Source organism: Paraclostridium dentum, from assembly GCF_012922555.1.
In the GTDB taxonomy this organism is placed as follows: Bacteria; Bacillota; Clostridia; order Peptostreptococcales; family Peptostreptococcaceae; genus Paraclostridium; species Paraclostridium dentum.
On record NZ_WIPK01000001.1, the window covers coordinates 186835 to 202076 of the forward strand.

Annotated in this window: 16 protein-coding genes; all 16 read left to right on the top strand. The window is 26.9% G+C overall.

Features of this window, described 5'->3' with window-relative positions; translation table 11 throughout:
- The first annotated feature begins 162 nt into the window (after positions 1 to 162).
- The 16 genes from cax to eutS all read left to right on the top strand — a co-directional run bounded on the left by cax (position 163) and on the right by eutS (position 15241).
- The gene (gene cax, locus GFJ41_RS00840) at positions 163 to 1206 is read left to right on the top strand and encodes a calcium/proton exchanger (RefSeq protein ID WP_025163127.1); all 1044 of its coding nucleotides are present in this window, start codon (positions 163 to 165) and stop codon (positions 1204 to 1206) included.
- Between the two features lie 8 nt (positions 1207 to 1214).
- Positions 1215 to 1466, top strand: a complete 252-nt coding sequence (locus GFJ41_RS00845) for an EAL domain-containing protein (protein WP_035113858.1) — start codon at positions 1215 to 1217, stop codon at positions 1464 to 1466.
- A 74-nt stretch (positions 1467 to 1540) separates the two neighbouring features.
- Positions 1541 to 2206, top strand: coding sequence for a response regulator transcription factor (locus tag GFJ41_RS00850; protein ID WP_035113856.1), 666 nt, complete (start codon positions 1541 to 1543; stop codon positions 2204 to 2206).
- Positions 2190 to 3647 (top strand): sensor histidine kinase, encoded by a 1458-nt coding sequence (locus GFJ41_RS00855; RefSeq protein ID WP_052169032.1) that lies wholly within the window; start codon positions 2190 to 2192, stop codon positions 3645 to 3647. Before GFJ41_RS00850 ends, GFJ41_RS00855 begins: the two co-directional genes overlap by 17 nt.
- 77 nt (positions 3648 to 3724) lie before the next feature.
- On the top strand, positions 3725 to 4111 hold the full coding sequence (locus GFJ41_RS00860; RefSeq protein WP_170074371.1) for a hypothetical protein: 387 nt from the start codon (positions 3725 to 3727) through the stop codon (positions 4109 to 4111).
- A 799-nt stretch (positions 4112 to 4910) separates the two neighbouring features.
- Positions 4911 to 5843 (top strand): SH3 domain-containing protein, encoded by a 933-nt coding sequence (locus tag GFJ41_RS00865; protein WP_170074372.1) that lies wholly within the window; start codon positions 4911 to 4913, stop codon positions 5841 to 5843.
- A gap of 268 nt (positions 5844 to 6111) precedes the next feature.
- On the top strand, positions 6112 to 7086 hold the full coding sequence (locus GFJ41_RS00870; protein ID WP_035113850.1) for an arsenic resistance protein: 975 nt from the start codon (positions 6112 to 6114) through the stop codon (positions 7084 to 7086).
- Positions 7087 to 7249: 163 nt separating this feature from the next.
- Complete coding sequence (locus GFJ41_RS00875; RefSeq protein ID WP_332841100.1) at positions 7250 to 8128, top strand: Rossmann-like and DUF2520 domain-containing protein; 879 nt, start codon at positions 7250 to 7252, stop codon at positions 8126 to 8128.
- Positions 8103 to 8930: a 3-methyl-2-oxobutanoate hydroxymethyltransferase gene (gene panB, locus GFJ41_RS00880; protein ID WP_170074373.1), complete on the top strand. Its 828-nt coding sequence runs from the start codon at positions 8103 to 8105 to the stop codon at positions 8928 to 8930. The genes GFJ41_RS00875 and panB overlap by 26 nt, the downstream gene beginning before the upstream one ends.
- 13 nt (positions 8931 to 8943) lie before the next feature.
- Entirely contained in the window at positions 8944 to 9783 is an 840-nt protein-coding gene (gene panC / locus GFJ41_RS00885) for a pantoate--beta-alanine ligase (RefSeq protein ID WP_170074374.1), read from the top strand.
- A 100-nt stretch (positions 9784 to 9883) separates the two neighbouring features.
- On the top strand, positions 9884 to 10033 hold the full coding sequence (locus GFJ41_RS00890) for a hypothetical protein (RefSeq protein ID WP_021429281.1): 150 nt from the start codon (positions 9884 to 9886) through the stop codon (positions 10031 to 10033).
- A 170-nt stretch (positions 10034 to 10203) separates the two neighbouring features.
- Positions 10204 to 11322: an FtsW/RodA/SpoVE family cell cycle protein gene (locus GFJ41_RS00895; protein WP_142730294.1), complete on the top strand. Its 1119-nt coding sequence runs from the start codon at positions 10204 to 10206 to the stop codon at positions 11320 to 11322.
- A 28-nt stretch (positions 11323 to 11350) separates the two neighbouring features.
- Entirely contained in the window at positions 11351 to 12037 is a 687-nt protein-coding gene (locus tag GFJ41_RS00900) for a response regulator transcription factor (RefSeq protein WP_170074375.1), read from the top strand.
- The gene (locus GFJ41_RS00905) at positions 12027 to 13427 is read left to right on the top strand and encodes a sensor histidine kinase (protein WP_206001482.1); all 1401 of its coding nucleotides are present in this window, start codon (positions 12027 to 12029) and stop codon (positions 13425 to 13427) included. Before GFJ41_RS00900 ends, GFJ41_RS00905 begins: the two co-directional genes overlap by 11 nt.
- A 145-nt stretch (positions 13428 to 13572) precedes the next feature.
- A complete protein-coding gene (locus GFJ41_RS00910) occupies positions 13573 to 14703 on the top strand; it encodes a 1-propanol dehydrogenase PduQ (protein ID WP_035113844.1) in 1131 nt (376 codons plus the stop codon).
- A 187-nt stretch (positions 14704 to 14890) separates the two neighbouring features.
- The gene (gene eutS / locus GFJ41_RS00915; RefSeq protein ID WP_021429273.1) at positions 14891 to 15241 is read left to right on the top strand and encodes an ethanolamine utilization microcompartment protein EutS; all 351 of its coding nucleotides are present in this window, start codon (positions 14891 to 14893) and stop codon (positions 15239 to 15241) included.
- The last annotated feature ends 1 nt before the right edge of the window (position 15242 follow it).

The following is a 15242-nucleotide window of genomic DNA, read 5'->3' on the forward strand; positions in this document are numbered from 1 at the left end:
GGGTAGATTTTTAAATTAGGAAATCCTTACCTATAAATGTTTTTATTTTTTATGCTTATTTTTATATACAATAAGGTAGATAATATAGACAAAGGAAAATTATAGGAATATAATAAGTTAGAAAAAATACTATAAAAAACTAAATATCTAAGAGGTGAAAATATGAAAATATTAAAATATTTACTTATATTTATACCGATAAGTATAATTGGAGAATTTATGCACTTGCCACCAACAGTAATGTTTTTATTGGCAGCATTATCAATTATACCACTAGCGGGACTTATGGGAGAAGCTACAGAAGAAATAGCTTTTTATACAGGACCTAAAATAGGAGGCTTTTTAAATGCTACATTCGGAAATGCAACAGAACTTATTATTTCGTTCTTTGCTTTAAAAGCAGGACTGTTTGACGTAGTAAAAGCATCTATCGCAGGGTCGGTAATAGGAAATATACTACTTGTACTAGGAGCTAGTATGCTATTAGGAGGACTAAAGCATAAAAATCAGAAATTCAATAAAAAAGTTATAGAGGTATCATCAAGTATGCTTTTATTTGCAGTTATAGGACTTTGTGTGCCAGCAATTTTTACGCATACAATTAATCCTAGCTTGCTAAATACAAAGTATGAGGGACTAAGCATTATTGTAGCTATAATAATGTTTATAATATACATATTAAGTTTAGTATTTTCGTTTTATACACATAAAGATATATATTCATCAGAGCCTGAGAATGATGGAGAGGCTAAGTGGTCACTTAAAAAGTCTATATTTGTTTTAGCAATAGCTACTATATTAATAGCTATTGAAAGTGAATTTTTAGTTAGTGGTGTAGATTCATTAACGGCAACATTAGGATTGAGTGAATTTTTTGTAGGTATAATAATAATACCTATAATAGGAAATGCGGCAGAACATTCTACTGCTGTTGTAATGGCAATGAAAAATAAGATGGATGTTGCTGTAGAAATTGCAGTTGGATCTAGTTTACAAATAATATTATTTGTTGCGCCTGTATTAATATTTTTAAGTTTACTGTTTACGCCTATGAGTATTGTATTTAATCCGTTTGAATTAGTAGCATTAATTGCGTCTGTTCTTATTGTAAATAGAGTTGCAAGTGATGGAGAATCAAATTGGCTAGAAGGTGTACAATTATTATCTGTTTATTTCATTATTGCAGCAGGATTTTTCATATTATAGATAGAATTATGGGATTTGAGGCTCTAATCAGGTTAGAATTGAAAAATAAACTAATTATGCCTAATATAATAATAGAAGAAATTAATAAGTGCGATATGATGGAAGAAGTTTCTGTTTGGATATTAAAGAGAATAGTTGAGAACTTTAAAAGATTGAAAAATATAGAGAATATAAATGAAAAATTTTATATTTCTATAAACTTATCACTTAAAGAAATTGAAAGCATATATATAGTAGAAAAATTGAAATTATTTAAATAGAAGACAAGCTCTGGTGTTTAACCGGAGCTTGTTTTATGTTAACATAAAACAAAAAGTATGAAGGAGAATGGGAAATGGTTAACATATTAGTTGCTGATGATGATTCAAGAATACTAAGGTTAATAAATGATTTCTTAAAATTAGAAGAATTTAATGTATATAAAGCAGAAAATGGAAAAGAAGCAATTGAGTTATTTGAAAAAGAAAATATATCACTAGCTATATTAGATATAATGATGCCTATTGTAGATGGGTGGGATGTATGCAAACATATAAAATCAAAATCAGATATTCCAGTACTTATATTAACAGCAAAAGACAGTGATATAGATGAACTCTTCGGTTTTGATATAGGAGCAGATGAATATATGTCAAAGCCATTTAATCCACAGTTACTAATTGCTAGAGTAAAAAATTTATTAAAAAGATTTAACTCATTGAAAGAAAATCAAATATTTAAGTATGAAGATATAATTCTTCAACTAAATAATAATGTAATAAAAATAGAAGAAATAGAAGTTGAACTTACACCTATAGAATATGAGTTAATGTTTATATTTTTAAATAATGTAGGAATATCATTAAAAAAAGATAAATTATTAGACTTAGTATGGGGTTATGATTATTATGGGAATCCTAGAACATTAGATACACATATAACAAGATTAAGAAAAAAACTAGGTTATAAATCAGAATTGATTAAAAATATAAGAGGTTTTGGCTATGTTTTTGGGCGCTAATATGAAATCTATAAAAAATAAATTATTAACAGGAATAATACTTATAAACTCAATGATGTTAGTTGGAATATTGATATTTACTATCAGCTTTAAAGATATATATATAAAGTATACTAGTTTACAATTAGACAAATTCTCAAATGAAATAAAAGTAATATTGAATGAAAGTTTGGATGAGAATACATCGAATAAGCTTCTAAAATTAACCGAAAGTAAGGGCTTAAATCTAGATATATATAATAAAGAAGGAAACTTAGTATTTAAGAACAGAATGAGCATGAATAATCATATGATGGGGAAGATGAAAAACAAATATGAAGTAGTAGATAAATACTATATAAATAGAAACTTAACTTCATATATAATACATGAAAACTCAGAAAATATAGAGTTTTTATCAATCATATCTAGCACAGATGATAACTTATACACTATAGTTATTAAAACACCTATAAGTTTAATTGAAAATAGTATAAAGATAGCTTCTAGTTTTTTAATAATTATTTTTATTCCTATAATAATTATTTCTATTATAATGGCTATAATTTTTTCAATTAAGTTTACAAAACCTATAAGAAAACTAAATGAAGTAACTGATAAAATTTCAAATCTAGATTTTAATGAACGAGTTGATATAAAAACTAACGATGAAATTGAAAAATTAGGACAAAGTATAAATAAATTGTCTGATAAGATAAATAGTAGCTTAAATGACTTAAAATATAAAAATGACGAATTAGAAGTGCTTATTAAAAATAAAGAAAAGCAAGAAAATCTTAGAAGAGAATTTGTGTCTAGTGTATCTCATGAGCTAAAAACTCCGATAACGGTTATAAGTGGATATGCTTTAGGCTTAAAAAGTAATGTAGCGAAAAGTTATGAGGATCGAGAATACTATATAGATGTAATATATGAAGAAAGTGAAAAAATGGGGGTATTAGTTAAAGATTTATTAGATTTATATAAGCTAGAGTCTAAGACGTTCAGTATAAAAAAAGAACAAATAAATATAAAAGACTTAATAATAGAAACTATTAGAAATTTTGAAATAAAGATTAAAGAAAAAGATATAAATGTAACCTTAAACATAAATGATATCTATATATATGTAGATAAAATTAGAATTCAACAAGTTTTATACAATTTTATAGATAATGCTATACATCATATAGATAATAAGCGTATTTTAAATATAACTACATATAGATGTAAGGGAAATTTAAAAGTATCTATATATAATAGTGGAGAAAATATAGAAGATGAATATTTAGATGAGATATGGGATTCTTTTATGAGAATTAATAAATCCAGAACATATAGTGACAATAGAGTGGGGCTGGGATTGTCTATTATAAGAGAAATAATAAATCTTCATGACGGTAAATGCGGTGTTTTGAACAAAAAAGATGGTGTCGAATTTTGGTTTGAATTAAAATTGTAAAATTTTTTACTTGTAACTAAGTTGTAACAATCGATAGTCATAATTATATTAAAGATAATTTAACAGGAGGTAGTTTTATGAAATTAAAAAAAATAATATTATCACTTAGTGTTATATCAGCTATTGGATTTGGATCTATGGGGGTTATAGCAAATGCAAATGAAAAATCATCTACAGATAATTCATTTAGTTACAGGTACCAAAATAGACAAGAATGTAGACTTACAGATGAGCAACAAAAACTTATAGACAAAGGCTATAATGAACTTACAAAAGATGAAAAAACAATATTTGATAAGTACTACAAACAACCAAAAAATAATTTAACTGATGAAGAATTAAACAAATACTTTGAAATTCATGATAGAGCATATAAGTATTTAGGAAGTGATTTTTTAGAAAATATGAAGCAAAACAGATCTGAAAGATTAAATAATGGACATATGAAAAATGGACAAGGATAAGGTAGAGGTATGTGTAATCAACGATAAAAGTTAATATAAATAAAAAATAAGGTTAGTTTTACTAACCTTATTTTTTATTTATATGAGGAAATGATAAATATTTATCGTTATAGATAAGTAGACAAATGGAATCTATGCAATAACTTAACATTAAATTAACATAGAAAAAATCTATAACAAATATATAATGCATATAAAACAATTAAAATAAAAGCTATGTATATTATCAATCAATATTAAAAAAATTAACAAATTAGAATTTTAGTATTGTGTCGAAATTAAAAATTTAAGATTTATATTAAATTGAGTTTGAATTATAAACTGGATAATTTGATTTTTTAATTAGTAACAAAATATATAAGCAGAGCTAACAAAAAAGAGTAAATGCATTTGTAAAAACTAAAAGTTACAAAGTGAATTTACAAAATTTAAAATAGAAAAGGTGGTTAAGCTATAATTTATGCTATTTTTTACAATGATTTTTATATAAAACAAGTAAAAAATAGCATAAATTATAATAGTTACAAAAAAAATTTAAAAAATTTTTAAGTGAATTTCACATACCTATGAATCCTTGTAATTTCAATAGATAAACATTGTTACCAATTGTAACTCTTTTGTAACCAAATTTGCTTTTTTTTGGTTCTAGGTGTTTACAAAAAGAAAAAAGTGTATTAACATTAATAACAAGTTAAAAAAAGTTACGAAAAAGTAACAAACACAAACAATATGAATTTTAAAAGACAATAAGGTCAATAATATATAATTTTAATTTTATTTAATTGAATGGAGGAATTTTATGAGTATGAATAAAAGAGCAAAGAAATCAATAGTATTAACATTAGGTTTAGTAGTTGGAGGTATGTATGCTTCAACAAACAGCATATTTGCTGCAGAGAAAGAAATAGTTACACCAGAAAAATTAAACGTGAGAAAAGGACCATCTGTAGAAAATGATAAAATAGGATCATTAGATAGAGGAATGGTTGTTGAAATATTAGAAAGCAACAATGGATGGAACAAAGTTAAACTTTCAGACGGAAATGAAGGATGGGTAAGCGGAGATTACACTGCAAAAGAAAAAGCAACTGTAACAGCTACTGAACTAAACGTAAGAAAAGGACCATCTATAGAAAATGATAAAATAGGATCATTAGCAAATGGAACTGTAGTAGAAGTATTAGAGCATGAAAATGATTGGTATAAAGTTAAGCTTGATGACAATCAAGAAGGATGGATATGTGGAGATTATGCATTAACTGAATCTCAAGCTATGGAGCAACAAGCTAAAAAGACTGAAGTAAAAGCTGCTACAACAAATACAGTAGAACAAAAGAATGATGTAACTGTTAAAGAAGAGAAGTCAGAAGAAGCAGTTTCAAATAGTACACAAAATAACAACCAAAATAATAATTCAAATGAATCAGCAAAAACTGAAGAAACAACTTCATCAAACAACAATAGTGGAAGATTAATGACTGTAAATGCAAGTGCATATTCAGGTCATACTATAACTGCTACAGGAACAACTCCTAAGTGGGGAACTATAGCTGTAGACCCTTCAGTTATACCTTACGGAACAAAGGTTTATATACCTAAGTTTGATATGGTATTCACTGCAGAAGACTGTGGAGGAGCTATAAAAGGAAATAAAATAGATATATTCATGAATAGTGAATCTGAGTGTACAACTTTCGGAAGACAAAACATAGAAATACAAATATTAGGATAATAAATAGGAGAAGTCTCGATGGAGGCTTCTTTTTTATATGCTTTAAAAGTTATTTAAATCGATTTTAAGCATCATATTGATGCTTTAGGGGCAACTGTGCTTAAGGAATGAAAGAAAACGTAAATTTGGATAAATATGAGAGTGGAAAAAAGTGGGCTTTTTAAGTCTGCTTTTTTTATTGTATTAATTAAAATAAACACAAAATAGGAATAATGAAAATCATTATTAACTATGATATACTATTAGAATAATGAAAGGAGGACTAGCTATGGAAAATATAAATAAATTTCAAAGTTTTATGATTTTATTAATGGTGGCTATTGGAATTTTTATTGGACAATTTGACATAATTAGAATGTATAGTGAGTATCTAATAATGCCCGCTCTCATGATAATGTTATTTTTAGTATTTTTACAAATTCCTTTAAAGGATATAGTTAAGTCATTTAGTAATAAAAAATTTACAATAACATCGATTTGTATAAATTTTATATGGACACCGATTCTTATTTTTATACTTGGAAAATTGTTTTTAGGAAATAACCCAAGTTTGTTGATTGGATTTGTTATGTTGATGGTAACACCTTGCACAGATTGGTACCTAATATTCACTGGAATAACTAAAGGAAATGTTGCATTAGGGGCGTCGATATTGCCTCTAAATTTAATATTGCAATTATTACTTCTGCCAATATATGTATTGCTTATAGGCGGTTCTAGTGTAGAAATCGAAGTACTTAGTTTACTAAAGGGAGTAGTTATGAGTTTAATTATTCCATTAATACTATCTATTATTTTAAGAAAAATAATTATAAGTAAAAATGGCAAAGATTTTTTTGAGGAAACAATAACTTCAAAAGCTTGTGATTACCAAGGTCATTTTTTAAATATAGCCATTGTTGCTATGTTTGCATCTCAAGGTAAAGTTTTAATTCAACATCCGGAAGTTCTATTGCAATTACTTGTACCTGTATTGTTGTTCTTTGCAATCAATTTAATAGTAGGAATATTTGTATCTATAGGAATAAATTTAAATAGGGAAGACTCTATCGCATTAAATTTCACAACGCTTGCTAGAAATTCACCTATAGCATTAGCTATAGCTGTTGCTACTTTCCCAGATAAGCCATTGATATCATTAGCTCTTATTATAGGCCCATTAATAGAATTACCCGTACTTTTCATAATATCAAAAATACTTTTAAAGAATAATTTTGCAATTAATGAAAGTGTCTCAAAGTAGTCACTTTCATTTTTATTTTATTGACATGTCACAAAAATAAAGTTACATTTATCATGGGTGGTATTTTAATTAAACTGCACCAATTGGATATTAAAAATTTTATTATAGGAAGCTCATATCTTTTTAGAATGAGACTGATTAGTAGTATCACACTCATTAGGAGGTGGTAACTATAAACTTTGGAATTATTGGAGCGGGGAAGATGGGATTTTCCCTGGGAAAATATTTAAAAGAAAACAATATAAATTTAGTTGGGTATTATAGCAAAAGTGAGCATTCTTCTAAAGAAGCATCAACTTTCACAAATACCAAACAATATGTTAAATTAGAAAATTTAGTACAAGATAGTGATGTTATATTAATCACTACTCAAGACTCACAAATAAAAACTGTGTGGGAGAATCTAATTAGCTTTCCTATTAATAATAAAATAATATGTCATTTAAGTGGAGCAAAATCCTCAGAAATCTTTTCGAATATAAACCAATATGGTGCATATGGTTATTCAATTCACCCAATATTAGCAATTTCAGATAAATATAATTCTTATAAAAATATTTCTAAAGCATTTATTACAATTGAAGGAGACAAAAAATACATAAATTATTTAAAAAATATATTTTTGTCAATTGGTAACAAGGTTTTGTTAATCAATAAAGAAAATAAATCCTTATATCATGAAGCCTGTGTAAGCGCTAGTAACTTAATAATTCCTATAATTGATCGAAGTATAAAACATCTTGAAAAATGCGGATTTGAAAAAAATATAGCTATTGAAGCTTTATATCCGTTAATTGAATTTAATATAAAAAACATAAAGGAAAAAGGTATTTTGAACAGTTTAACAGGGCCGATAGAAAGATGTGATTTAGAAACTATAAAAGATCACTATGATGTTTTAGATGATGAAGATAAAGAATTATATACTATTTTATCTAGACACTTATTAAAAATAACTAAAACTAAAAATTGTGAAAAAGATTATTCTAAAATTGAAAAATACTTGGGGGAACAATATGAAAAATACAGTTGTAACTTTTAAAGAATCTAAAGAAAGAAATGAAAAACTAACTATGCTTACAGCCTACGATTATTCAACTGCAAAGTTAATTGACAGCTGTGGGATCAATGGAATATTAGTTGGAGACTCATTAGGAATGGTGTGCTTAGGTTATGAAGATACACTATCTGTAACTATGGAGGATATGATACACCATACAAAATCAGTATCAAGAGGATGTACAAATACTTTAATAGTTGCTGATATGCCTTTTATGTCTTATCAAACGTCAACATATGATGCTGTGGTAAATGCGGGGAGACTTATAAAAGAAGGAAGAGCACATGCAGTAAAATTAGAAGGCGGAGTAGAAGTTTTTAACCAAATACAAGCAATAGTTAACTCTTCTATACCGGTTATGGGGCATATTGGACTGACTCCACAATCTGTAAATGCTTTTGGTGGATTTAAGGTGCAAGGTAGGGATGAATTAGCAGCAAAAAAACTTATTGAAGATGCACTAGCAGTAGAAGATGCAGGTGCATTTGCTGTTGTATTAGAAGGAGTGCCATCAAAGTTAGCATCACTTATAACTAAAAAGCTAAATATACCTACTATTGGAATTGGAGCAGGTGCTAGTTGTGATGGACAAGTACTTGTATATCAAGATATGTTGGGGATGTTTAGTGATTTTACACCTAAATTTGTGAAAAAGTATGAAAATATAGGAGAAAAGATGAAAAATGCATTTTCAAATTATATAGATGAAGTAAAAACAGAAGTTTTTCCAAGTGAAGAACATAGTTTTAAGATAAATGAAGATATAATAGAAAAACTATATTAAAGGGGATTTGGGCATGAAGATTATAAACAACATAAAAGAAATAAGAAAACAAGTTAAGGGTTGGAAAAATGATGGATTAAGTGTAGCACTTGTACCCACTATGGGATACCTACATGAAGGACATGAAAGCTTAATAAAAAAGGCTAGTGAGGATAATGACAAAGTGATTGTAAGTATATTTGTAAATCCAATGCAATTTGGAATAAATGAAGATTTATCTACATATCCAAGGAATATAGATAGGGATAGTGATATATGTGAAAAAAATGGAGCTAGTTTAATATTTAATCCAAGTGTTGAAGAAATGTATACAGATGGATTTAGCACTTTTGTAGATTTGAATAATTTAACTTCTGGACTATGCGGGAAAAGCAGACCAACTCATTTTAGAGGAGTTTGTACAGTTGTGAGTAAGTTATTTAATATAGTAAATCCAGATAAAGCATATTTTGGACAAAAAGATGCGCAACAACTTTCTATAATAAAGCAAATGGTAACAGATTTAAATTTTGACATTGAAATTGTAAGTTGCCCTATAGTAAGAGAAACTGATGGATTAGCTAAGAGTTCAAGAAATACATATTTAAGTAAAGAAGAAAGACAAGCTTCAACTATAATAAACAAATCATTAAAAAAAGCAAAAACTTTAATAAAAAGTGGAGAAAGAGATTCTAAAAATATAATTGACTTTATAAAAAATGAAATTAATAAAGAACCTTTAGCAAAAATTGATTATGTAAGTATAGTTGATAATAACACTATAAAAAACACAAAAACTATTGAGGATGGTTCGTTGATTGCAGTAGCTGTTTTTATCGGAAATACAAGATTAATAGATAATTTTATTTTCTAAGTTGTGTAAAAAAATTTCATTCAATTTGGCTGTATGATTATATAGAAAAATTAAGGGTATATTTATTAACATAATTATACAAAGATTGGAGAAAAATGAAATGAAATCTAATATGAATGAAAAAGAGTATGAAGAAATAAAAAAAGATGAAGAACTGAAAGATAGAGAACTATTTGGAGAAAAAGAGTTAGAACAAGAACATAAAGATTTAGAAATAGAAAAAGAATTAGATCCAATGAAAAGATTATAAGATTTAAATTATTTATAAATAAATAGAGTACACATAAAAGGGATATTTGAAAATATCCCTTTTATATTTACTCTCAAATAATCTCCATAATTTCTCCATAATTAATTTTTATAATCCATTTATAAATTTGTAGTTTATATAACTGGAAAATAGAAATGAGAAAGAGGATTATGATTATGGAAAAATTAACACTTAAGCATATAAAAAATTTAAACTGGAGATTAATATTAAATGTTACACTTATATTTATATTTGGACTTGTAATGCTAACAACTGCAACTCATGCAAATAGAACCGGCAACTATAGAGAAATAATGAAACAATTGTTGGCATTTGGAATAGGGGTTGCGTTAATAATTTTCACTATAAAAATTGATTATATTAAAATAGGTAAATTTTATAATGTTTTTTATATATTCACTATAATATTATTATTAGTTATATGGGTACCTGGATTAGGAGTAGTACAAGAAGGGTCTAGAAGATGGATAAAACTAGGGCCACTATACCTTCAAACATCAGAAATTGCCAAGCTTACTTTCATAATAAGTTACGCTAAAATTGCAGAAGGATATAAAGGTAAACTAAATACCATAAAACAAATAATACCAGCAGTATTAAAAGCTATGCCAGTTTTATTTTTAATGTTAATGCAGCCAGATTTAGGAGGGACTATAGTTTTTATATGTATAATGTTTGGAATGCTATTTGTATCAGGGCTTAATGGTAAAATAATAAGAAATACTATTTTAATAGGTGTATTATTATTACCATTAATTTACACGTGTTTAGCTCCGCATCAAAAAGTTAGAATAGAAGCTTTCTTAAATCCTAATGATTTAAGTTATAAAGGAAATTATCAAGTTGTCCAGTCTATGATAGCTATAGGATCAGGAGGTGTAAAGGGTAAAGGTCTTTATGAAGGAACACAAAGTCAAAATGGTTTCTTACCAGTACCAGATAGCGACTTTATATTTGCTGTTATAGGAGAAGAATTAGGGCTAATAGGAATGGGAGCTTTAGTGCTATTATATGGAGCATTTTTATTAACGATGATAAAGGATGCAGAAGAATCAAAGGATTTTTATGGAACCTTAATTATAATTGGAGTAACTAGTATGTTTGCATATCAAATTATTCAAAATATAGGTATGACTATGGCATTAATACCTGTTACAGGAATAACACTTCCATTTATTAGTTATGGAGCAAGTTCGTTGGTTGGTTCTTTAGCAGCTCTAGGTTTAGTACTTAATGTAGGAATGAGAAAAAGAAAAATTAATTTCTAAGAAAAATTAATAAGAGATGAGGTAGGCGATGATAAATATACTACTTATAGATGATGAAAAAAAAATTTGTGAGTTTGTAAAAGCTTATTTAGATAAAGAAGGATATAAAACAGATGTAGCATACAATGGAAATGATGCTATTAATTATCTTGATAAAAATCAGTATGATATAGTTTTATTAGACAGAATGTTACCTGATATAAGTGGAGAAGAAATTTGTAATTATATAAGAAACAATTGTAAATTGATAAATGTATCTATAATTATGCTAAGTGCAAAAACAGAAGATGATGATCGGATTGAAGGTTTTGAGTTAGGTTGTGACGATTATATATGCAAACCATTTAATGTGAAAGAATTAATTCTAAGAATAAAATCTGTATTAAAAAGAAGTCATGATTTAAAAAATAATGAAAAGGTAAGATTTAAAAATCAAATTGAAATAAATACAAAAACCCATGAAGTGAAAGTTAGGGGAAAAAGTGTTGTTTTAACTAATACAGAATACAAATTATTGTTAGTAATGGCATCAAATCCTAAAAAAATATATACTAGAGAAGAACTTTTAGAAAATGTAGTAGAAGACCATTTAGAAAAATTTGATAGAGTTATAGACAGTCACATAAAAAATTTAAGACAAAAAATAGAGGTTGATTCTAGAAACTGCAAAATAATAAAAACTGTTTATGGAGTAGGGTATAAATTTGAAGAATAATAAAAAATACATTTCTCTAAATAGTCAAATTTTAATAGCATTTTCAGTCATAGTTACTTTAATAACAATTATTATTTCTATATTCATAAATTCATCATTTAAAAATGTATTTAGTAAATATGTTGATGAGAATAATAAGGATGAGGTAAATCACCTTGTATTTGATTTACAAAATGTATATGACAATGATAAATGGGATGTAGAAAACATAAAACTTTTAGGTGAAGATGCAATAAGAAAAGGGATAGCTCTAGAGGTTTATAATAAAAATGGTGACTTGGTTTGGAGTGTTTTTGAAGATGAAAAGCTATTATCAAATCAAAGATTGAATACAATAAAAAAGAATATGAAAAGTATTAATCAAAATTGGAATGGAAAACTCAAAGAATATAAGTTTGACATATATGATGATAAAAAGTTAGTAGGATATGAAAGGATAATACATTATGATTCTATTTACTACATGGAAGATGATCTTGAATTTTTAAATATTATGAATAAATTTATGGTATTTATAAGTATAGTAGCTGTAATAAGCGTTATAATTATATCTGCAATAATTTCAAAATCTATTTCTAACCCTATAAAAAATGTATCTAAAATTGCTAAAGTCATAGGAAGTGGAAACTATAAAAATAGATTGAACTATAAAAGTAATATAAAAGAAGTTAATGAACTTACAAAATCTATAGATATGTTATCTGAGGAACTCAACAAGCAAGAACTTTTAAGAAAACAGTTAACAACTGATATAGCACATGAACTTAGGACTCCTGTAACCAATATTCAAGGACATTTAGACGCTATTATTGATGGAATTTGGGATCCAACACAAGAAAGACTTACAAGCATAAGAGAAGAAGTTCAAAGGTTAGGAAAGTTAATAGGTTCAATTAAAAATTTATCGACATTTGATAGTTCACTAAGTCAGTTGAATAAAACTAAAACTAACTTAAGTGATTTTATAAAAAATATAACATACACTTATGAATCAAAAGCTTTAGAAAAAAATATAAAAATTGAATATGAATTAAATGAAGTTTTTGCATATGTAGATAAAGAAAAATTTTCTCAAGTTATAGTCAATATTTTAGTCAATGCAATAAAATACACAAACTATGGAGGAACTATTTTAATTAAAGTAGAAAATTATGATGATAGTATAAATATAGCTATAAAAGACAATGGAATTGGAATACCTAAAGAAGAACTACACTATATATTTGAAAGGTTTTATAGAGTTGATAAGTCAAGATCTAAAGACACTGGAGGTATAGGGGTTGGACTTGCTATATCAAAAGCTATAGTAGCTGAGCATGGAGGAAATATTTTAGTATATAGTGAATTAGGTAAAGGAAGTGAGTTTGTAATTAAGCTTCCAGTTATGTAAATAAAATATAACTTATTTATTGACAATGATAAATTTTATATAGTATATTTAAAATAGCACAAAGAGGTGCATTAGGAAGCAACGAAGCTCCATAGATTAATCTATGGAGCTTTTTTGTACTTAAAAAAGAAAAGGGGAAATACAAATGTACAACTTTGAAATAAAGACAAAAATAAGCTGCGGTATAGGAGCTTTAGAATCATTAAAAGATATAAAAAATAAAAAAATATTTATAATAACAGACCCATTTATGATTGAATCTAAAACAATAGATAAAATATTAATCAATCTAGAAGGAAATGATTGTAATATATTTAGTGAAATTGTGCCAGATCCTCCAATCGAAATAGTTGTAAAAGGTATGGAAAAAATAAAAGATTACTCTCCGGATATAATTATTGCATTAGGTGGAGGATCAGCAATTGATGCAGCTAAAGCAATTATGGATTTTTCAAAACAAATATTTAAGATAAATGAAATCGAGTTTATTGCAATACCTACAACTAGTGGTACTGGGTCAGAAGTAACATCTTTTTCTGTAATAACAGATGCACAAAAAGGTACAAAGTACCCGCTTGTTTCAGCTGATTTAATACCTAATAAAGCTATATTAGATCCAGAACTAGTAAAGACTGTTCCAAATTTTATAACAGCAGACACTGGTATGGATGTATTAACTCATGCTATAGAGGCTTATGTATCAACAGATAGTAATGATTTTTCTGATGCATTAGCAGAAAAGGCAATAAAACTTGTACACGAATATTTAATTGATGCATATAAAGATGGATCAAATTTAGAAGCTAGAGAAAAAATGCACAATGCATCATGTATGGCAGGATTAGCATTTAACCAAGCTTCATTAGGATTAAATCATGGAATAGCACATATAGTAGGTGCAAAATTCCATATACCTCATGGAAGAACTAATTCAATATTACTTCCTTATGTTATAGAATATAATGCTAATATTTCAGGATACAATAATGCATCTTACTCAGACACTGCTAAAAAATATGCACAAATAGCTAAAATGTTAGGGCTAGAATCTTCTAATGTTAGATTAGGTGTGAAAAATTTAGTAAATGAAATTAAGAAAATGCAAAAAAGTATGAACATGCCGATGAAATTAACAGACTGTAAAGTTAATAAAGTTGATGTGGAAAATTTATTACCAGAAATTGCACAATTAGCGTTAAAAGATGGATGCACTAAGACAAACCCTAGAATTCCAAATGATTCGGGAATAATCGACATATTAAAACAAATAATTTAATAAAAACTTAGTAAAATGGTTTTTTAAATATTTTGAAATAAATATTGACAAGTGGAAAACGTATATCTATAATTAAATTATCACAAGGGCGTGATAATTGATTAAAAAGCAACGGAGCTTCTTAAAGATATATTGATAGTATATATTTTTAAGGAGCTTTATTTGATTTAAGAAAGAAGGTTTCAAAATGACAGAAGAAACTAAAAGTAGAGTTATTCAGGAATACGTTCCTGGAAAACAAGTTACATTAGCACATGTAATAGCTAATCCAAATGAAGATATATACAAGAAATTAGGACTTATAATAGATAAAAAAGATGCAATAGGCATACTTACAATAACTCCAAGTGAAGCATCGATTATAGCTGCAGATGTAGCAACAAAAGCATCAGGTGTACAATTAGGATTTATAGATAGATTTAGTGGATCTGTAGTTGTCACAGGAGATATAAGTTCTGTTGAATCAGCACTTAATGAGGTTGTAGAAGTGCTAGGAAATATGTTAAACTTTACATCAACAAAGATAACGAGGACTTAAT